Source organism: Allorhizobium sp. Av2, assembly GCF_021462805.2.
Lineage (GTDB): Bacteria > Pseudomonadota > Alphaproteobacteria > Rhizobiales > Rhizobiaceae > Allorhizobium > Allorhizobium vitis_G.
The window spans coordinates 919257-939728 of sequence record NZ_CP192697.1 but is presented as its reverse complement, the minus strand read 5'-3'; the positions used below and the strand labels follow the sequence as shown (position 1 = coordinate 939728).

At 57.2% G+C, this 20472-nt stretch carries 20 protein-coding genes; 8 read left to right on the top strand and 12 right to left on the bottom strand.

Annotated elements, in window-relative coordinates; genetic code table 11:
- Nucleotides 1-109 precede the first annotated feature (109 nt).
- Entirely contained in the window at nt 110-2794 is a 2685-nt protein-coding gene (locus FS819_RS21955) for a winged helix-turn-helix domain-containing protein (protein WP_156550320.1), read from the top strand.
- Between the two features lie 114 nt (nt 2795-2908).
- On the opposite strand, the gene FS819_RS21950 is transcribed toward FS819_RS21955, so the two are convergent.
- Complete coding sequence (locus FS819_RS21950; protein WP_156550321.1) at nt 2909-3607, bottom strand: L,D-transpeptidase; 699 nt, start codon at nt 3605-3607, stop codon at nt 2909-2911.
- Between the two features lie 127 nt (nt 3608-3734).
- The gene (locus tag FS819_RS21945) at nt 3735-4535 is read right to left on the bottom strand and encodes a L,D-transpeptidase (RefSeq protein WP_156550322.1); all 801 of its coding nucleotides are present in this window, start codon (nt 4533-4535) and stop codon (nt 3735-3737) included.
- A gap of 193 nt (nt 4536-4728) precedes the next feature.
- Here FS819_RS21945 and FS819_RS21940 point away from each other — a divergent pair, with 193 nt between their 5' ends.
- The gene (locus FS819_RS21940) at nt 4729-5361 is read left to right on the top strand and encodes a DNA-3-methyladenine glycosylase I (protein ID WP_156550323.1); all 633 of its coding nucleotides are present in this window, start codon (nt 4729-4731) and stop codon (nt 5359-5361) included.
- 3 nt (nt 5362-5364) lie between these two features.
- On the opposite strand, the gene FS819_RS21935 is transcribed toward FS819_RS21940, so the two are convergent.
- From FS819_RS21935 to FS819_RS21915, 5 genes are all read right to left on the bottom strand, one after another.
- Entirely contained in the window at nt 5365-6066 is a 702-nt protein-coding gene (locus tag FS819_RS21935) for an HAD family hydrolase (protein WP_156550324.1), read from the bottom strand.
- 71 nt (nt 6067-6137) lie between these two features.
- Nucleotides 6138-6503: a CopM family metallochaperone gene (gene copM / locus FS819_RS21930; RefSeq protein WP_156550325.1), complete on the bottom strand. Its 366-nt coding sequence runs from the start codon at nt 6501-6503 to the stop codon at nt 6138-6140.
- Nucleotides 6504-6576: 73 nt separating this feature from the next.
- On the bottom strand, nt 6577-6960 hold the full coding sequence (locus FS819_RS21925) for a hypothetical protein (RefSeq protein ID WP_156550326.1): 384 nt from the start codon (nt 6958-6960) through the stop codon (nt 6577-6579).
- 44 nt (nt 6961-7004) lie between these two features.
- Nucleotides 7005-8114: a glycosyltransferase family 4 protein gene (locus FS819_RS21920; RefSeq protein WP_156550327.1), complete on the bottom strand. Its 1110-nt coding sequence runs from the start codon at nt 8112-8114 to the stop codon at nt 7005-7007.
- A gap of 36 nt (nt 8115-8150) precedes the next feature.
- Nucleotides 8151-8915 carry a hypothetical protein gene (locus FS819_RS21915; protein WP_156550328.1) on the bottom strand — a complete coding sequence of 255 codons (765 nt, stop codon included), beginning with the start codon at nt 8913-8915 and terminating at the stop codon, nt 8151-8153.
- 112 nt (nt 8916-9027) lie between these two features.
- On the opposite strand from FS819_RS21915, the gene hisS reads away from it, so the two are divergent.
- The 5 genes from hisS to hisG all read left to right on the top strand — a co-directional run bounded on the left by hisS (nt 9028) and on the right by hisG (nt 13674).
- On the top strand, nt 9028-10542 hold the full coding sequence (gene hisS, locus FS819_RS21910) for a histidine--tRNA ligase (RefSeq protein ID WP_156550329.1): 1515 nt from the start codon (nt 9028-9030) through the stop codon (nt 10540-10542).
- Between the two features lie 369 nt (nt 10543-10911).
- A complete protein-coding gene (locus FS819_RS21905; RefSeq protein ID WP_156550330.1) occupies nt 10912-11376 on the top strand; it encodes a protein kinase in 465 nt (154 codons plus the stop codon).
- A 76-nt stretch (nt 11377-11452) separates the two neighbouring features.
- Complete coding sequence (locus FS819_RS21900) at nt 11453-11695, top strand: hypothetical protein (protein WP_060717554.1); 243 nt, start codon at nt 11453-11455, stop codon at nt 11693-11695.
- Between the two features lie 168 nt (nt 11696-11863).
- Complete coding sequence (locus tag FS819_RS21895) at nt 11864-12982, top strand: ATP phosphoribosyltransferase regulatory subunit (RefSeq protein WP_156550331.1); 1119 nt, start codon at nt 11864-11866, stop codon at nt 12980-12982.
- Complete coding sequence (gene hisG, locus FS819_RS21890) at nt 12982-13674, top strand: ATP phosphoribosyltransferase (protein WP_156550332.1); 693 nt, start codon at nt 12982-12984, stop codon at nt 13672-13674. Before FS819_RS21895 ends, hisG begins: the two co-directional genes overlap by 1 nt.
- Before the next feature lie 840 nt (nt 13675-14514).
- Here the strand turns inward: hisG and FS819_RS21885 are convergent.
- The gene (locus FS819_RS21885) at nt 14515-14961 is read right to left on the bottom strand and encodes a DoxX family protein (protein WP_156550333.1); all 447 of its coding nucleotides are present in this window, start codon (nt 14959-14961) and stop codon (nt 14515-14517) included.
- A 166-nt stretch (nt 14962-15127) separates the two neighbouring features.
- Between FS819_RS21885 and FS819_RS21880 the strand changes: the two genes are divergently transcribed.
- Nucleotides 15128-15838, top strand: a complete 711-nt coding sequence (locus tag FS819_RS21880) for a glutathione binding-like protein (RefSeq protein WP_156550334.1) — start codon at nt 15128-15130, stop codon at nt 15836-15838.
- Between the two features lie 26 nt (nt 15839-15864).
- Here the strand turns inward: FS819_RS21880 and FS819_RS21875 are convergent, their stop codons facing one another.
- From FS819_RS21875 to FS819_RS21860, 4 genes are all read right to left on the bottom strand, one after another.
- Nucleotides 15865-16350 carry a hypothetical protein gene (locus FS819_RS21875; RefSeq protein ID WP_156550335.1) on the bottom strand — a complete coding sequence of 162 codons (486 nt, stop codon included), beginning with the start codon at nt 16348-16350 and terminating at the stop codon, nt 15865-15867.
- A gap of 64 nt (nt 16351-16414) precedes the next feature.
- Nucleotides 16415-17728, bottom strand: coding sequence for a glycolate oxidase subunit GlcF (gene glcF, locus FS819_RS21870; protein ID WP_156550336.1), 1314 nt, complete (start codon nt 17726-17728; stop codon nt 16415-16417).
- Complete coding sequence (locus FS819_RS21865; RefSeq protein ID WP_234624839.1) at nt 17728-18966, bottom strand: FAD-binding protein; 1239 nt, start codon at nt 18964-18966, stop codon at nt 17728-17730. Before FS819_RS21865 ends, glcF begins: the two co-directional genes overlap by 1 nt.
- The gene (locus FS819_RS21860) at nt 18963-20396 is read right to left on the bottom strand and encodes an FAD-linked oxidase C-terminal domain-containing protein (RefSeq protein WP_156550337.1); all 1434 of its coding nucleotides are present in this window, start codon (nt 20394-20396) and stop codon (nt 18963-18965) included. The genes FS819_RS21865 and FS819_RS21860 overlap by 4 nt, the downstream gene beginning before the upstream one ends.
- Nucleotides 20397-20472 lie beyond the last annotated feature (76 nt).

The window sequence follows — 20472 nt, the reverse complement described above, 5'->3', positions numbered from 1 at the left end:
ATGGGTTTTGCTTGGTTAATATAATTTTTTACCAGTTGATATGTTTGTAATCTTTCGATTACATCAGAACAGGCTTGCCAAAGCGGATGCGACATAGCACGTTTTCTTCATGAACTTCACTCTGCGATTTCAGCCCCCGATCAGTACCCAGAGCGCGATCAAGCGCAGGGCAATCCTGTCGCATCTTTCCGCTGGCGGATTGAAACGGGTGACGACCATCATTGCGCCGGCGGGCTATGGCAAGACATCCCTGGCCGCGCAATGGTTCGATACCCTGCGCGCCGAAGGGTACAGCCTGTCCTGGCTTGCGCTGGATCAGGAATATAGCGACCAGACACAGTTCCTGCTGCTGCTGCTGGAAGCCGTCAATGCCCTGCGTCTGGAAGAAGGCACCGGTGTTGATTCCAGCATGACCGTCGCCTCGCTTCTCGCCTTGTTATCCACCCGGTTGCGCAAGATCACCGAGCCGGTCATCCTGTTTCTGGATGACTATCACTTCGCCCAGACCGATGCGACCGAAGCAATCGTCGCACGTCTGTTGGGCGACCAGACGTTGAATCACCTGAAACTGGTGCTGATTTCGCGCACGCCACCCCGCTTTCCGGTGTCGGCCCTGCGGTTGAAAGGCGAATTTCGCCAGGTCAATATTGCCGAACTGGGCTTTTCCGACCAGGAGGCCGAAGAGTTTTTTGCCGGACAGACTGCCAGCTTGAGCCGGGAGCAAGTGGCTGGGCTCAACAAAAGGACGGAAGGCTGGGCAGTTGCCCTGCAGATGATCCGGTTGCTGATTGCCGAAAATGTCGATGGCGGCGCGCTGTTCACCACCTTCGACGGCGGCAATGCCGAAATGGGTAGCTATTTGTCGGAGCAGGTGTTTGCCAATCTGCCTGAAGATGTTCAGGAACTGCTGTTAAAGACTGCGCCTTTCCCCACCGTCAACCGCGATCTCGTCGAGGCCGTCTTCGGCGATGCCCATAGCGCCGACTTGCTTGGCAAGCTTGGAGACCACGCCCTGCCGGTTGCCCTCCTGGCTGGCGGTGGAGGCTGGATCCGCTATCACCCCGTTTTCAATGCCTTCCTGAAGGAAGAGGCCGCTCGACGTGGCTATCAAGTTCAGGATGTTCTCGAACGGGCGGCGCGCTGGTTCCAATCGACCGGTGATTTCGATGCTGCGGTGCGCCACGCGCTGATGAGCGGCAATGCCAATCTGGCCGCGGAAATCGTCGAGACCAGCGGCGGCTGGCGGCGGGTCTATACCACCAGCCGAGGTGGTGCCAGCGTGTTCAACTCCATCATGGCCAATGTCTCGGCCATTGATCTCACCTGTTTTCCGCTGACCACGCTTGGCCTGTCGGTGGTCAGTGCCAAAGCCGGACATCTTGATGCCGCCAATCATTATCTTGGCATTGCCGAGAGGGCCGACACTGCTGCTCCGGATACGTTTACCAGTGATCTGCGGGTGGTCCGTGTCCTGCTGGGGCTTTATTTCGACCGCCCTGCCTGCGCCGAAGACTTGGCCGCATTGGAAACCGATCTGACAGACATTGCCAGCACCGAACTCGTCCACCGCGCCATGGTGTTGAATATGCTGTCTTATAATTTTCTCGACCGCAGCGACATGGATCGGGCCTTGCATTACGGCCATCTCGCGGTTCAGACCTTCCGTGACGGCGGTGCCGATTTCGGCGCGGTGCATCTTTACACCCATATCGGCCAAGCCGCTTTTTTCAGTGGCGATTGCTCCGGCGCTGAGGAGTATTATCAGCAGTTGATCGATGAAGTGCAGGCCTGCATTGGCAAGGGAACCGATCTCGATGCCTTGGGGCAGGTGCTGAAGGCAGAATTGCTGGTCATGCGTGGCGATCTGGAGGCCGCCGGGCCTTGTCTGCGCTGGGCCTTGCCGCATCTGGAGCGCCATGATGCCTGGTTCGATCTTCTGGCTGCTGGGTTTACAGCCCAGCAGATGATCTTCCGCCTAGAAGGCGACATGACTGCAGCCCATGCGCTGGCGGACCGGACACGGTCGGCGGCCAAGCGGCGCGGCTTTCATCGGTTGATCCGGCTGATCGACGGCGCCAGGGTGTTGCTCCTGTTGGAAAGCGGTGATGTCGAGCAGGCGATTCGCTACGCAAAGGCCCATGGCTTCGGCATGGAGGATATCACCTCGGTGCCGGATAATAATCTGGCGATCCATTTGCGTGGATTGACGCCGGCTCTGCTTTGGGCACGCATCCATCTGGTTCGCGGCGATCTCGAGCGCGCCAGACAAGCGCTTTCCATCCTGATCAGCCAGCAACCAACGAAAATCCACGATCTCCGCAGCGTGGAACTGGCGCTTCTCGACATGCGTCTGTTGATCGCCGAAGAAAAACGCGAGATCGTTGCGGCCCGCCTGGAAGATCTGCTGTTGACCTTTCCGATGGAAGATTTCCGAGCCATGATCTGGATTGAAGGCGACGATTTCCTGGGCGATCTCAGGGCAATTGCCGAGGAAAGCCCGATGTCGGCAGTTCTGCGTCAAAGGCTGCAAGCCCTGTTGCCGGAAGGAAAGGTGGCGCCGGAGACCAGCGAAGACGTGCCGCTTCACGGTCTCTCGTCATCCGCGCTGACAGACAGGGAACTTGCTGTGATGGCGCTGCTCAGCCAAGGCTTCAGCAATAAGGAAATCGGTCGTAAACTGGCCTTGAGCGACAACACGATCAAATTTCATCTGCGCAATATTTTCGCAAAGCTCAAGGTCACTACCCGCACCGCCGCAGTCGGTGCCGCTCGCCGCGCCGGTATTTCACTGTAATTGCATATTATAAGAAGAGTCATTGAACACGACTCTTCTTATTTCGCTTTCGAATATCTCAAGCCTTTGATGCATTTGAGATATTCGAAATTTCTCGAGGGTGAGAATCCGGCATCAGCCGCCGAAGATCGTCCGCAGCAGGTCGATACCACGGTCATCGAAACTCACTTCGCCCTGCTTATTGCCGGGACCGACCACGATAACCTTGCTGCCGATTTCGGCGCGGGCGTAGAGATCCTCGACATCCTTGTTGTTCATACGGATGCAACCCGAGGACAGGTTCAGGCCGATCGACCAGGGCTGATTGGTGCCATGAATGCGGAAAATCGTATCGCGATTACCCTTGTAGAGATACATGGCGCGCGCACCGAGCGGATTATCTGGCCCACCTTCCTGCACGACCGGCAGGACATGACCGCGCCGCGCTTCACGCACACGCATTTCTTCCGGCGGACGCCAGCTTGGCCATTCCACCTTGCGGCCGATATTGACGACACCCGACCAACCGAAACCTTCGCGCCCGACACCGACGCCGTAGCGGATCGCCCGGTTATTGCCTTCGACGAAATAGAGGAACTTGTTATTGGTATCGATGATAACAGTACCCGGAGCCTCATCGGTTCTGAGCCGCACCAGCCGCCGCTTGAACTTGTCGGGAACTTCCCGCTTCATCATCTGCGGTGTTACAACGCTGCTGGCCGTAGAACTGGCCGGATCGTCCGCTCTCGGTGCAGCTGCCAAGCCTGAAGTTGGCAAGACCAGCGCTGCCATCATCAATGCGGCCATCGCCACACCCGTTCCCCTCATCCGCATAGGCAATTTCCCTCTCCAAGCAGTTCGAACAAAACTATCCAAGCTTAGCAATGTTGCAAGCCGTCTCCAGTCGATTTTGTCAAAAAAGTGACAATAGTGTGACTTGAAATCAGCAGCCTGCCTCTGGTCACATCACGATGACTTTCGTACCCACGGGTACGCGGCCATACAGATCGGTTACATCCTGATTGCGCATGCGGATGCAGCCGGAAGACACGCCATAGCCGATCGTCCATGGCGCATTGGTCCCGTGAATACGGTAGAGGGTCGAGCCAAGATAAAGCGCCCGCGCTCCCAGTGGATTTTCCGGCCCACCCTGCATGCGGGCCGGCAGATAATGGCCCTTGGCAGCTTCGCGCGCGATCATTTCCTGCGGCGGAATCCATTCTGGCCATTCTGTCTTGCGGGTCACCTTGTGCTCGCCCGCCCATTCAAAACCAGGCTTGCCGACGCCAACGCCATAGCGGCGGGCCATTCCTCCGTCCATCACCAGATAGAGAAAGCGATTATTGGTATCGATCACCAACGTGCCTGGCTTTTCCCTGGTCTGGTAAGCGACAACCTGCGGCAGGAATTGGGCGGGCGTCGACGACATCTGTCTGGGCGCGGGCATGGCCGAAGCTTGTTGAAGCGCAGGCCGCAGCGGGGCGGCGGAAGCAGCAGGCTGGCGATATTGCTGGGGTACCGGTTTGCTCACTGGCCGATAGTAAACCGGCTGGGCGGCTGAGGGCCTGCCGGGATTACCAGTTGTTGGCTCAACCCGCACGCCCAATTGCAACAGCCATGGCGCTGCAAGGTCCGGGCTGACGACAACCGGTGGCCGGGTTTGATAGCGATCCTGCGCCGCAGCCTGCCCGACTATAGCGGGCAAGGTGAGTGTCACTGACAAGGCAAAACAGGCTTTCAGGAGAAAACGCGGTGACAGCATCGGCTAAACCCATTTTTTGAAACGATCAGGACCCATAGTCCGTTGGGATCAACCTGCCACCGCCACTTGTGGAAAAGGTAAACGCGCATTCATTCGATTTGCCACAATGCGGGAAAGCTTTTGTCAGGGTTAGTATTTCGTTTGAAAAAACGGTGAACAAAGAGTAAACAAAAAATCAAACGAGGGAGCGGGAATGGATAGTGCAGGATTGATTGCCGACGAAGAAGGCGCGTTGCGCTGTTTCTGGCATGGGGGACTTGTCGATTACCGCCGCTATCATGACGAGGAATGGGGACGGCCTGTTACCGACGACCACCGCCTGTTTGAGAAAATCTGCCTTGAAGGCTTTCAATCCGGCCTGTCCTGGCTGACCATTCTGCGTAAGCGGGAGAATTTTCGTGCCGCCTTTGCCGGTTTCGACTTTGCAAAAGTGGCGCTATTTGATGATGCGGACATAGCCCGTTGCCTTGCCGATACCGGCATCGTCCGCCATCGCGGCAAGATCGTTTCCACCATCAACAATGCCCGGCGAGCCTTGGAATTGCAGGCAGAGTTCGGCTCCCTCGCCGCTTATTTCTGGCGTTTTGAGCCTGATCCCGAAGAGCGCCCGGCAAAGATGGATTATGCAACGCTACGCGCCAACCCGACGTCCCCCACCTCCATACGGTTGTCGAAGGAATTGAAAAAGCGCGGCTGGAGTTTTGTCGGCCCCACCACCGTCTATGCCTTCATGCAGGCGATGGGACTGGTGAACGACCACCTGGAAGGCTGCATTTGCCGGGAGACTGTGGAGCAGTTGAAGGCTACGTTTATTCGCCCCACCTAATTCTCAGCCAATCGAAGCAACCAGCTCCGGCAAGGCGCTGATCTCAGGTAATTCGCGGAAACGCGGCGCATCGACCGGTTTTTCTACATGTTCGAAAACCCAGGTCAGCTCATGCGGTACGAACACACCCCATGCCCCAACGGCCAGCGCTGGCACGATGTCGGATTTCAGTGAATTGCCGACCATCATCGCGCGTTCCGGCTCATCACCATGCTTTGAAAAAAGCCGACGATAGCTGGTGGCATTTTTGTCGGAGACAATTTCCACCGCGTCGAAAAAATCGCCAAGCCCGGATTGCGCCAGTTTGCGCTCCTGGTCGAACAGGTCACCCTTGGTAATCATCACCAGAAAATATCGTCCCGCCAAGGCTTCCAGCACTTCGCGCACACCGGGCAATGTTTCCACCGGATGGCTGAGCAGATCGCGGCCAATCGCCAGGATCTCGCCGATCACAGTGCCGGGCGCCCGTCCCTCGGTAATATCCAGCGCCGTCTCGATCATCGACAGTGTGAAGCCTTTGATGCCGAAACCGTAATGGGCCAGATTGCGCTTTTCCGCCTCCAGAAGCCGCTCCGAAATCATGGAGGGTTCAGCATAATCTGCCAGCAACGAGCGAAAATGCTCCTCCGTCAGCCGGTAGAATTGCTCGTTCTGCCAGAGTGTATCGTCGGCATCGAGGCCAATGGTGGTCAGCGCCCGTGTCATGTTCTCCTCCAAACAAGGCAGATGCACGGCTGCCTCAAGCGCATCCAATACTTGAGACAGCCGCGAATAGCTTACTTGCCGTGCATATCAAGCCATTGCTGCATCATGGCAATTTCCCCCTGCTGCGCCTTGATGATCTCTTCGGCCAGCGTGCGGATCTTTTCGTCCTTGCCATATTGCAACTCTACCTTCGCCATGTCGATAGCGCCCTGGTGGTGAGCAATCATGCCGCGCACGAAATCCACATCGGCATTGCCGGTCATTGGCATGACCATGGCCTTGTGCATCCTGGCATTGGCGGCGGTAAAAGCCTTGCTGGATGGCGAGTTCAACGTGGTCGAGGGCATGGAATGATCCATGCCCTTCATGGTGTTGTCGGCATAAGCGGCAGTGGTGGCAAGCAACAGGCTTGCAGCAAGAAGTATGGTTTTGACCATGATGGTCCCTTTCTGATGATGACAAGACAGTCGAAATCCGGCCTTTCCCGGTTTCCATAGGCTCTTTCATTCATCAAAAACGGGGCGGCGGCACCAAGGGCAAAGGCGCCAGCGATAGCAACCGGGTCGTCGATCCCGGCAACGGCGCATCCCCTACAATCGGCTTGCCCAAAACAACGGAAAACTCCGCAAGCAGGCTCACGCAGGCGGCGCAATGCCCACACCCCATCGCCTGATGCCGATCAGCACAGTTCCGGTCGGTCTTATGGACATGCTCAAGTGGAATTGCAGCGTCAAATGTCGATGCAGTCGGCATCGCATCATGGCCTTGGTGTGTTTCGGCAACCTGCATCGTCATCGGCGAAACCATACCGCCAGTCGCAGCCAAGCCGCTGACCGGCATGGCGCCATAGGCCAGACCGGCAATAACCAGCATAAGACGAAGAACGAGAGCCATAAAAAGAGTGTATGCCAATCGCCTCACGAGGCAAGCGCTTTCGATCACCCTTTCCTACGTTTGATCTGATCTGCCAGATCCAGCCATTGCTGCGCCCGCCGCGCCCAGGTGAAGTGAGTACGGACATATTGCGTCCGCTCTTGTCGCCGTGCTGCGGCTGCCGCCGGATCTCGCTTCATTGCTGCCAAGGCCTCACTGGCAAATTCGATATAGTTCTGCGCGAGTTGCCGTTGCGATGGTGCCATATTCATGAATTGGCCGAGTCCATTCAGAACGTCCGGTAGCGCACCAAGTCGCGTCGTCAGCACCTCCGCCCCGCTGGCCAAGGCTTCGACAGCGGCTATGCAAAAGGTTTCTGCGAATATCGATGGATAAGTCAAAGCAGCAGCATTCCCCATGACATCAGCCAGTTTTTTCTGAGAAACGGAACCATGGTGGGTCACACCCGCTAGGCTGCGGGCAACTTCATAGAGATAGGCATTGGGGTCATTTAGACCATCCGCTGTATTAATATTTATGCCCGAGAAAATTTTAAGCTCTGCTCCCGACAATCGGGCGCGAATGGACGGAAAAGCTAACAGCAGAATCTCCAATCCGCGAAAGGCTGTACTGGTATAGGTCAGGACTGGCGGAGCACCGATCTCAAACCATGCAGGCTGCAAAGGACGTTCCAGAAAAGCTGGAGACACTGCATTGCCGATCACCGCGGCCCGCGTTGGCTCGACGCCAAAGACCTTGGCATAATCGTTGAGCTGCCAATCGCTCACCATGACAAAGGCATCCCATACGGCCCGCTCCTCCGCATTGCGCAGGGTCGAAACCGACACCTGATCGGCAGCGTGATGGCAATAAAGCACCATGGGAATATGCTTGGGAACGACCTGACGAAATTTAACGCCCAACGCCACCGAAACCACGACGACAATATCGAACTGGTCGAAGCCCTCACGCCCGATAGTGCTGCTTTCAACCAGCCGAACGCCCTTTACCACCCGCTCGCGGCTAGGATTGTTCATCAAGGTCACCGTGGCACCAGCCTTGACCAATTCCTCGGAAAGATAGGCAATGGCCGATTGCGTGCCACCGAGTGGCTTTTGCATAGGCGTTTCTGGATCGTAATCGATGCCACTCGTATCCAGAAACAGAAAATTCATGCCACCCCCCGATGACCCTGTCAGTCACAATTCGAATCAACCTGAGCAAGCATATATGACCTTATGGAGAATCCGGTAGTCCTTGCTCTCTTCACCCAGCGGCACAACTGGCCAATCCCAGCCCTGCTCAGCTTCAGGCGGTGCGATACCCGCCAGAAGATCGGTTTCCTCACGCAAAACCCCATTTCGGTCGATGACGGAGAAGGAAATATCCGTCAGCAGACAGGTGCGGGCAGGCAAGTGCGCCAGCCCGTCGAGATGAGCGCGGATCAGCCGGGCGACGCTATCCCCAGGCATCGCCCCCACCGCCTCCCCGGCCAAACGCTTTTTTGCGCCCATGCCGATCTGGGAAAGAAGATTGGCCGAGACCACCAGATCGAGCCAGGGAACGCGGCGCAGGAAATCCAGCGGCTCCGGCACCTCTCCCTGTTTCAGCGCGTCGCAACCGGAGAGATCACGCTCAATGAAACGGACGTTCTTCAGCCCCTTCATCGCCACCCAGGCCCGGACGCTGGCGACATGCACCAGATCCACCAGCACGACCGTATCGAAGGCCCTCGATAATTCCAAAATAGGCACGTCGCGCAGCAGGCCGGAGCCAAGCACGACAACAGTACGGCGCGGCACGATCGGCTGTGCCGCATGCAGAACCGCCCGCTTGCAATTGAGCTCATGCTCGGCCCAATCGCTGGCGCAGCGGCGGGCGCGCGACCAGAGATTGATGGAATAGCGGATATAAGGCCGATGCGCTTTCGACGTCACCCACCATGTTGCCGCGTAATTCAGCGCTTCAAGGATCATTCCCGGCCTATAGCATCGGCGTCGGGCCGAAACCAGCCTTCGGCCTTGCCGCTCAAGGCGTCATCCACTAAGACAGCCGCAACACACACTCCCCTAGCATTCGGTGCCGAACATGAGCGAAAAGACCAAAAAGCCCCAGAAACTGAGAGCCCGCCTGCCGCGTGGTTTTGTGGATCGGGAAGCCCATGATATCCGCGCCGTCAACGAGATGACCGCGAAAATCCGCGAAGTCTATGAGCGCTACGGCTTCGATCCCATTGAGACGCCACTGTTTGAATATACCGATGCGCTCGGCAAATTCCTGCCCGACAGCGACCGCCCCAACGAAGGCGTGTTCTCGCTTCAGGACGACGATGAGCAATGGATGAGCCTGCGCTACGACCTGACCGCACCGCTCGCCCGGCATGTCGCAGAAAATTTCAACGAGATCCAGCTGCCCTACCGCACCTACCGCGCCGGCTATGTGTTCCGCAATGAAAAGCCGGGTCCAGGCCGATTCCGCCAGTTCATGCAATTCGATGCCGACAGCGTCGGCGCGCCGGGCGTGCAGGCCGATGCCGAAATGTGCATGATGATGGCCGATACGCTGGAAGCGCTTGGCATCAAGCGCGGCGATTACGTGATCCGAGTGAACAACCGCAAGGTTCTGGATGGCGTGATGGAAGCCATCGGGCTGGGTGGTGACGAGAATAGTGGTCGCCGTCTCAATGTTTTGCGCGCCATTGATAAGCTAGATAAGTTTGGACCAGAAGGCGTGAAGCTGCTGTTGGGTGAAGGCCGCAAGGATGAAAGCGGCGACTTCACCAAGGGTGCAGGCTTGAATGCAGACCAGATCGAAAAAGTTCTCTTTTTCGTCAGCATCAAAGACTACGCTGAAAGCGCTGCCGAATTGGCCGAACTTGTGACAGGCACCAGCAAAGGTGCTGAGGGCGTGGAAGAACTGAACACCATCGGCTCACTTGTGACGAGCGCCGGTTACGATGCATCCCGCATCAAAATCGACCCCTCCGTCGTCCGAGGCCTCGAATACTACACAGGCCCCGTCTACGAAGCCGAACTGACCTTCGACGTCACCAATGAAAAAGGCGAAAAGGTCGTGTTCGGCTCAGTTGGCGGTGGTGGCCGCTACGATGGCCTCGTCTCGCGCTTCATGGGCCAGCCCGTTCCGGCCACCGGCTTTTCCATTGGCGTCTCGCGCCTGATGACGGCGCTGAAGAACCTGGGCAAGCTGGGCGCTGACGAGGTGATCGCGCCGGTTCTGATCACAGTCATGGACGGCGATGTCGAGAGCATGGGGCGCTATCAGCGTTTTACCCAGGCGCTTCGCAATGAGGGCATTCGCGCTGAAATGTATCAGGGCAATTGGAAGAAATTCGGCAATCAGCTGAAATATGCCGACCGTCGCGGCTCCCCCATCGCCATCATCCAGGGCGGCGATGAGCGCGAACAGGGCGTGGTGCAGATCAAGGACCTGATCGAAGGCAAGCGTCTGTCAGGCGAGATCACCGACAATACCGAATGGCGTGAAGCCCGCGTGGCGCAGATTGTCGTGCCGGAAGCGGAGCTTGTGGCCAAGGTGAAGGAAATTCTGGCCGCCCAGGCGGACGATCGGGCGCGGGCGAAGTAGGGTTTTTGAAGTCGGCAAAGGAGAATATTACGCCCTCTAACGCCCCCTTCCCCCTCCACTCTTTATACGCTAGAAGCAGTTCAGGATCGGTTGTAACGCACCGATCCCGGAGCGTAGAAACTCCGCGCAGAACGGCCCGTGTCGGTCGTTATAAAGACACCCCTCAGCCATAGGTTTGTGGCTGAGGCGGTGGACTATCTCTATACGGTCCACTCTCCATCCTTCTATGGTCGGGGAGGCCTTGGCGTATGTCCAGAGCTTCGGCTTAAAGGCCAGGGCGGTCGTTTCTGTGCGGCTTTTCTACCTCCCCGATCGCCAGAGACGTTCTCTGGCGATCGCTTGGTTTTCAAGCGTGGGAGGCAATGGACAATGGCCGATTACAACCTCTGGGCCGATCTTTTCGATACGTGGCAATCCTCATCCGACTGGATCAAGACGCTGGTCATCGTGACACCGCCGGTTTTTGCAATCAGCGTGTTGGCCCTGCTGCTGCGCCACAGGCGGGAGAGACCGGGAAACCCACCCCAAGGCGCAATTTACCAACCACCACAGCGCCCGGAAGACTCGGCGGAGATTATAGACGTCACCATTCTCGACGCGGCAACCAACCTTCAAACCCGATTAGAGGAAGCCCGCCGCACCCTGCTGCCGCAGAACCGTACCCTGCCCGATAGCGAAGCACTGGGACGCCGGACCATCCGTCAGCAGATCGAACAGATCATTCTCGAAGAATACCACCGCCGGTCCGATCCGGCTGACGCCCTTGAGCGCGTGCGGCAATTCCTGAGACAACACCAGCCTCAGCAGAAAGACGGACGCCAAACTGAGGATTGACTGTGAGCAAGTGTGCATCCGAGGTGACGGCCCATTCAAGCTGAGATAGACTGGAATCGCAACCACGGAGACAGTTTTGCAAGACAGCGCCCCCATTCCGGTCACCCAATGGAACGAGATGAAAAAGCTCGAAGCCTCATGGTTCGACCGGCTGTCCACCGTTTGCCTTACGGTTGGCGTGGCTGCACCGATAGCCGCCAGCAGTCTCTCGCCCAATGGTGATCATAAATTACCGCTGCTTGGCTTCGTCTTCTGGATTTTTCTGGCAATCGTGCTACATATACTGGCAAGGTTCTCTATTCTGGAGATGAAACAGTGACAAGTTTTGAGCAGATCTACACTGTCATGCCGCTTGGCCTGCTGGTTCTGGCCGGGGGCCTGCTGGCCTATAAAAAATGGCAGCATAGCCAGACCCATCATTGACATAGTAGTCAAAGGGTGGTGTTCGGATTATCCCGAATGCATGCGTAACTGACCGGGATAGTCAATGCCTCTGATCAATATGCCAGATTTCGCCGGCGCTCTTCTTGATGATTTTGCCGCGCGTGGCGCAGCAAGGGTCGATACACCGGTTATCCAACCCGCCGAGCCGTTTCTGGATATGGCGGGCGAGGATCTGCGCCGCCGAATTTTCCTCACCGAAAGCGAGACCGGCGAAAGCCTGTGTCTGCGGCCGGAATTCACCATTCCCGTCTGTCTCAGCCATATCGAAAACGCCACCGGCACGCCGAAACGCTACGCCTATCTGGGCGAAGTGTTTCGCCAGCGTCGCGAAGGCGGCAATGAATTCTATCAGGCCGGTATCGAAGATCTTGGCGAGCCCGCGACGGCCCGGGCCGATGCCCGCGCCATTAATGACGCCATCGGCATTCTGCACAAGCTGCTGCCCGGACGGCCTCTGACCGTCATGCTCGGCGATCAAGCGGTGTTTGAAGCCGTGGTCAAGACACTTGGCCTGCCCTCCGGCTGGCAAAGGCGGCTGATCCAGGCTTTTGGCGACAGCACCCATCTCGATCAATTGTTAAAAACCCTGGCCAGCCCACAAACGGCGCATGGTCTCGATCCCGCTGTGGAAGCGCTGCTCTCGTCGGGCGACGAAGCCGGGCTGATCGCCCACCTCGATCGGACCATGGAAGACACCGGCTATTCCACCAATGCCAGCCGCAGCCCCCGCGAAATTGCCGCGAGGCTGAAGGAAAAGCTGGCGCTGGCCGAAACCCGGCTGGATGGCGCCGCCCTATTACTGTTGCGCGAGTTCCTGTCGCTGGAATTGCCGCTGAGTGAAGCCGCCGCTGCACTGGCGGGCTTTGCCGATGCGGCGGGCCTGTCGTTGGGTGCGGCTCTTGACGGGTTTGAGGCACGGATCGCTGCACTTGCCAACCTTGGCGTCGATCTCACCCGGATCACCTATCGCGCCGCCTTTGGCAGACCACTGGATTATTACACCGGTCTGGTGTTTGAAGTGGCACTTTCTGGCGAACCCGCCGTTTTGGCCGGTGGCGGGCGGTTCGACCGGCTGCTGACGCTGCTCGGTGCAAAGCACACCATTCCCGCCGTTGGCTTCTCACTCTGGCTGGACCGCATCGAACTGGCGAGGGCGCGCTGATGACCATTACCATCGGATTGCCCTCCAAGGGCCGGATGAAGGAAGACGCCTCGGCGATTTTTGCCCGTGCCGGGCTGACCATTACCGCTGTCGGCAATGACCGCTCCTATCGCGGTCGGGTCGAAGGCGAGGATATCGAGATTGCCTATCTCTCCGCCTCGGAAATTTCCCGCGAGATCGGCAATGGCACGGTTGATTTCGGGGTCACTGGCGAGGACCTGATCCGTGAAGAACTGGCAGATGCCGACAAGCGCGTGGAAATCGCCGCACGGCTTGGTTTTGGCCATGCCGATGTGGTGGTCGCCGTGCCGGATATCTGGCTGGACGTGGACAGCATGGCTGATCTGGGGGATGTGGCGCAGGAATTTCGCGCCCGCCATGGCCGAAGATTGGCGATAGCCACCAAATACTGGCGCCTGACCCAGCAGTTCTTTTCCCGCCAGCACGGTATTCAACTCTACCGGATTGTTGAAAGCCTGGGAGCCACCGAAGGCGCACCCGCCGCTGGTCAGGCCGACATAATCGTTGATATCACCTCGACCGGTTCAACCCTGCGGGCAAACCACCTGAAAGTATTGAGTGATGGCATCATCCTGCGCTCGCAGGCCTGCCTGGTCCGCGCCCGCAAGGCGGAGCATGAAGGCAATGCTCAGATTGCCAGAATCGTCGACGCCGTCAGAAACGCGCTCTGAATGATCCAAGCAGACGCAATGTAGTCGACCGCTTCGCGCATTTCACAAAATCAATAATGACGTAAAAGCCCGGGGTCTGAATAGACGCTGGGCTTTTTCTTCTGAAACATTCCATCTCAATAAATAGAATTCTATACATAAGTCTTTTTTTGAAAAAAAGGCGCATAGACAATGTAATTTTGGTAACTATTTATTTTTTTATAATTTATTATCATTTTTATTTAAAATTTCTTTATGGCGTATATTGGCACTTAAATTGATTTAAAATATCATTTATACGACATTTTGAATAGGTATTTATATAGAAAATATCATTTAATGATTTTCTTATCAAAATAAATAATTGACTTATGGCAAAACAGACGCCTAATTTATTGGCACGGATACTCTATAAAAAATAAATTTATATTTTATCAAAAAATATAAATAAATATAACCATCTATCATTCTATATATGGTGGTTTTATATTGTTTCCGTGATTATTATTCTAATCATATCTGGGGGTAATGATGAAATACCACATGAAAGCACTTATTATTGTCTCGCTGTTCTTGGGCACTGGTGAAACACTCACCATAGCAAACGCAGGGGTCTGCAATCCGATCACCAAGGTTTGCTCCGGCCCTCACGGCGGCTAAGGCTGTTTAGAGTTTCCCAGGGAAAACGGGGGTTCCTTTCCCTGACAAATTCCCAGACGATGTGCGTGATCCATCACAGCATGCCGTTCAAAGCAAAAAGCCCGTCGGATCGCTCCGACGGGCCTTTGTATTTATCCCGGCTTGAAAGAGCCGGTCGATACAGGAAATTTTTATAGGCTATATTGAATAGCCCCCTGCATATCAGGCAAGCGCCAGCTTACCACCGCGACGGGCGTCCAGCGAGTAGGCGCCAGCTCCAACCGTTGCCAGCAGGATATAAGCGCCAGCGAGGGTGAAGTTCTTCATCATCATGATGCCGTTCAGCGTGTTGATCCAGCCCAGTGCTGCATCTGGCCAGCCGGGAACGGCAACCGTGCCGCTATGGAAGACAGCGCCGGTGAAGACGCAAAACAGCGCCAAGGCCCAACCAATGATTTTCGTCTGGAAGCCGACGAGGACGGAAAGACCGGTGATCAGTTCGAACGCACCGGCCAGATAGGCCAGAGCTGTTGCAGCAGGCAGTCCGGCGCCAGTGATCATACCGGCAGTCGCAGCCGGATCGGTCAGCTTGCCAAAGCCAGACAGGATGAAGATGAAGGAGAGAAGAATTCTGGCGAGCAGAAGGATCGCGTTATTGGTATTTGACATGGAAGGCTCCAGTGTGATGACTGCGGGACGCAAATTGGTTAGAAAACTGTAAAGCCGTTTTCCCACATCTCTACTGTTCCAGATAGGTGGACAATAATTGACGTATCGTTCACAATTTGAGAACAGTTGATATCTTCGATACCCTGGCATTAATTAGGATATTGTCATGACAGACCTTTCTTCCTTCCCGATCACAAAGCGCTGGCCAGCCCAGAATCCAGAGATCATTCAGCTTTATTCGCTGCCAACCCCAAATGGCGTCAAAGTATCGATTGCGCTCGAAGAACTGGAACTGCCCTATGAGGCACATCTGGTGACGTTTTCCGACAATTCGCAGAAATCGCCGGAATTCGTCTCGCTTAATCCGAACGGCCGCATCCCGGCCATCCTCGATCCGCATGGGCCGGATGGCAAACCGGCTGGCGTGTTCGAATCGGGTGCTATTCTGGTCTATCTGGCCGAAAAGACCGGACGGCTTTTGCCGAAGGACGGCCCCAGCCGCTACAGCGTCTTGCAATGGCTGTTCTTCCAGATGGGCGGTGTCGGGCCGATGTTTGGCCAGTTCGGCCATTTCCACAAATATGCCGCCGATAAGGTCGCCAACAATGCATACCCGATGGAACGCTACCGCGACGAAACCCGCCGCTTGCTGTCCGTGCTCGAGGCAGAACTTGCGCACCGTCCCTGGCTTGCCGGTGACGAGTACAGCATTGCCGATATCGCCACCTGGCCGTGGGTGCGGTGCATTACCGCTGGTTATGACGCCGCCGAGGTCATTGGTCTCTCCAATTATCCCGCCGTCATGGATTGGGCCGCTCGCGGCGAAGCCCGTCCTGCCAGCCAAAAGGGCCTGAATATTCCTCCGCGCCCAGTCTGAGGCTGATCTTGATCGAGCTGGCCTGATCAGAAACGTTTGCAATTCAACGCACCATCCCGCTCCACTGCGGCAGCGGGATTGGTGTTGCCTTGCGGGCGCACCGTCACGGCATAGCTGCCAGCAAAACGGTTGATATCCTCTCCCTGCATGCTGGCATTCAACACGATGTCGACACTCATGATTTCCCCACCGTCGCCCGAGGTGGAGGAGGTGCGGAGCTGAAAGCTCCGATCGTCACGCCTGGATTGCACCATGTCAGCCATGGCAAGCCGAACCGCGCCGGTCACTGTCCTGTCCTCGCCCGACACGCCCTGCCCCGGCTTAAACACCATGACGCCGCGAAGATTTCCCAGCGGCCAGCCTGGCTCTTCCTTGAAAGCGGCCTCTATCGACAATTTCAGTTGGCCATCATCTACCGCACAATAATAGCGATCCATGGCCTCAACCCCTGGTGTCAGGCACGCCAAAATCACCACGGCTTCATTCAGGATCAATACAAATCGGTTTATCATCGCCCGCCCTCCAGACAGGACCCAGCAACAGGGTTGCTAAAAAACCGATCCTTGCATGCCGCGATTATAAATCCTTTAATTTCTGGGGTTTTTCTCCTCCAAACGCCCAGTTGAGCAATTCGATAGTGTGGACGACAGGGATGTCAGTTCCCGAACCGATCTGGGTCATACAGCCAATATTACCAGCAGCGACAACATCAGGGTTAACGGCATGGATATTGCGCAGTTTGCGGGCCTTCAATTGCTGCGAAATCTCCGACTGGAGAATATTATAGGTTCCGGCCGAGCCACAACACAAATGCCCTTCCGCCGGATCGCGGACCGTAAAGCCCGCCGTTTTCAGCAGTAATTTCGGCAGCGCCGTTATCTTCTGGCCATGTTGCAGCGAACAGGCGGAATGATAGGCAACAGTCACGCCCTTATCCGGCTGCTGCGGCAGATCCAGACCAGCGACATACTCGCTCACGTCCTTCGCAAGCGCCGAAACCCGTGCAGCCTTGGCGCTATAGACCGGGTCGTGGCGCAGCATATGGCCGTAATCCTTGATGGTGGTGCCGCAGCCGGATGTGGTGATAACGATGGCATCCAGAGCGCTTGTCTCACCCGACCCGATCTCCGCCATCCAGGCATCAATATTGCGCCGGGCTGCGGCAAGCGCATCCGTCTCACGCCCCATGTGATGCACCAGTGCCCCGCAGCAGCCCTCCCCCTTGGGAACGACGACTTCGATACCGAGCCGAGTCAGGAGCGCAACAGTCGCCTCATTGATACCGGGATCAAGCACCGACTGGGCGCAGCCGGTCAAAAGCGCCACCCGGCCTTTGCGATTGCCCCGCGCCGAATGCAAGCCCGGACGTGAGATGGGCGATGGATAGGGCACATCCTGAGGCGCCAGCAGCAACATCGCGGCCATCGGCTTCAAGGCGGCAACACGCTCCATCAGTGGCGCAAACGGGCGTCCAAATCGGGCAAAGGCCAGCGCCACCCGCATACGTCCCGGATAGGGCAGCACCGTCGCCAGCAGCGTGCGGATCAACCGGTCGGCAAGCGGCCTTTGATAGGTGTTTTCGATATGGTTGCGCGCATGGTCGACCAGATGCATGTAATCGACACCGGAGGGACAGGTCGTCGTACAGGCCAGGCAAGACAGACACCGGTCGATATGCGTGACGATTTCCTCATCCGCTGCCCGCCCGTTTTCCAGCATATCCTTGATCAGATAGATGCGCCCGCGCGGACTGTCCAACTCATTGCCAAGCGTGACATAGGTGGGACAGGTCGCGGTACAGAAGCCGCAATGCACACAGCGGCGCAGGATGCTCTCGGCTTCAGCGGTCTTTGGGTCGGCAAGTTGGGCCAGCGTGAAATTCGTCTGCATTATCTAACGCTTCCTGTTCGCTGACTGTCCAAACCTGCGCCCGTGAATCCCGGATTAAATATCCCCGATGGGTCGAATTTTTCCCGCAACTGCTGCGACAACATCGCAACTGCTGCCTCTTCCGGCTCAAAAGCAGCGACCGACACCCCTTGTGCTTCACTGGCGCGCATCAATGTCGCGTGGCCTCCGCCCAGGGCTTTGATGCCAGCGCGAACCAGGTCTGCATCGGTATCCGCCTCCATCTGCATCCAGACCAGGCCGCCCTGCCAGTCGTAGAAGGCATCGATAGCCGCATGCAGGCGCAGGCCAGCGACCAGTTGATGACCCGCCGTCGGTGCGACGGAGACTTTCCAGACCGGCTTGCCCAACATCGCCGCGAAGGGGCGCACATCGCGGATTTCCTGCCAAACAACAAGACTTTGCGGCTCATCCAGCAGCGTGGCGGGTCCAAGCCGTTCCATCACCGCCAGCAGCTTCTCCGCCCGCTCGCGCACCGAGGCAGGCAGGCCTTCCAGCCGTAATACCGTAGCGGGTCCCTCCGGTAGATTTCCGCCGATCAGGCGAGGCCGAACCAGTTCCGGCAGATGGGCAGCACCCGTCACCTCGACCGGCATGGCAAGCGCGACGGCCATGGCATGGGCGGCGGCGGCATCGTCAAGACCTGACACCACCACCGTTTGCGTCAGGCGCGGACGCGGCAGAACCTTGAAGGTAACTTCCGTCAAAAACCCAAGCGTGCCGTGCGAACCGGCCAGAAGCTTCGCCAGATCGAGCCCGGTGACATTCTTCATCACCCGTCCGCCTGCTTTGATCGCCTCGCCCTTGCCATTGACGAAACGGACACCCAGCAGGTGGTCCCGCGCCGCCCCTGCCACAAAGCGCCGAGGCCCGGAAGCATTGACGCTGAAGGCGCCGCCAATTGTCGGTTCCCCTGTCGTCCCCATCAAACCGCGATGATCCGGCGGCTCAAAGGCCAGCGACTGGCCTTTCTCAGTCACCGCCGCCTCGATCTCGGCCATCGGCGTCCCGGCTTTCGCGGTCAGCACCATTTCTGCCGGATTATAGGCAATTATCCCGGAGAGCCCGGTGGATGACAGTATCGCATCCGTCTCAAGGCGATTGCCGAAGCCTGAACGCGTGCCGCCACCCTTGATGGCAAGCGTCCTGCCCGTCGCGGCGCTTTCGGCAATGATCGCCGCAGCCTCGTCTTCTGTTCGCGGCACCAGAAATCCGCTCACGCTCGGCCCTCCAGCGGAAAGACCTTGCTGGGGTTGAGCAACCAATCCGGGTCGAACGCGGCGCGGACCGCCATTTGCTGGGCAAGATCGTCCTTGGAAAACTGATGGTGCATCAGGTCGCGCTTTTCAATGCCAACACCATGCTCGCCAGTCAGGCAGCCACCGGCATCGACGCACAGCTTGAGGATTTCATTGCCTGCCGCCTCCGCCTTGGCGGCATCTTCGGGATCGTTGATATTATAGAGGATCAGAGGATGCATATTGCCGTCACCGGCATGAAAGACATTGGCGACCCGCAGACCGTAACGGTCGATGATTTCCGATGTCTTTTTCAGCACATAAGCCAATTTGCTGAGCGGAACCGTGCCATCCATGCAGATATAATCGGCGATCCGGCCCGTTGCCCCGAAGGCGGATTTGCGACCTTTCCAGATCAGAGCTGCCTCCGTCGCCGATTGGCTTTCACGGATGGTTTTCACCCCATGGCGGCGGGCGATTTCGCAAATATCGGCCAGCATCGCCTCCATCTCGGCGTCCGATCCCTCGACCTCGATAATCAGCAGTGCCTCGACATCCATGGGATAACCAGCATGAGCAAAAGCCTCGCAAATCTCGATGGCGGGCTTGTCCATGAATTCCATCGCCACCGGCACGATGCCTGCTCCGATAATATCGGCAACGCAAGTGCCAGCGGCCTCGGCACTGTCAAATCCGAACAAGACCGGACGCGCACCTTCCGGCTTGGCCAGCAGCCGCACGGTCGCCTCGGTGACGATACCGAGTTGGCCTTCCGAACCACAGATCAGACCAAGCAGATCGTAACCGCTGCTATCGAGCGCCTTGCCGCCCAGGTCAATCACCGTGCCATCGACCAGCACCATCTTCACGCCGAGAAGATTATTGGTGGTCACGCCATATTTCAGACAGTGGGCGCCACCGGAATTCATGCCGATATTGCCGCCAATCGTGCAGGCCAGCTGCGAACTGGGGTCGGGCGCGTAGAAAAATCCCTGCGGTCCGACCGCTTCCGAGATCGCCAGATTGGTCACCCCAGCCTGAACAATGGCGGTGCGGTTCATGAAATCAATGTCGAGAATCCGGGTCATGGCCGACAGGCCGATCACCACCGCATCCTCCTGGGGAATCGCGCCACCGGAAAGCGAGGTACCCGCCCCACGCGGCACGACCGGTAGCTTATAGCGATGGCAATATTGCATCACGGCGGCCACCTGCGCCGTGGTTTCAGGCAGCGCAACACAGAGCGGCTGGCGGCGATAGGCCAGAAACCCATCGGTCTCGAAGGGCACCAGCTCTCTTGGCTTATGGATCAGCCGCTCCCTAGGCAGGATTGCCGACAGCTCGGCGACGATCCCGTCACGCCGATCAAGAATGCCAGCATCGGGCTTTAGAAATTCAATTGTATCGGCCATCCAGTCCTCCCGAAGCGCCGCTCAGAGGAAGCACCTTATCTGCGTCGGGCAATTCCTCAAATGAAAACCGTGCGGA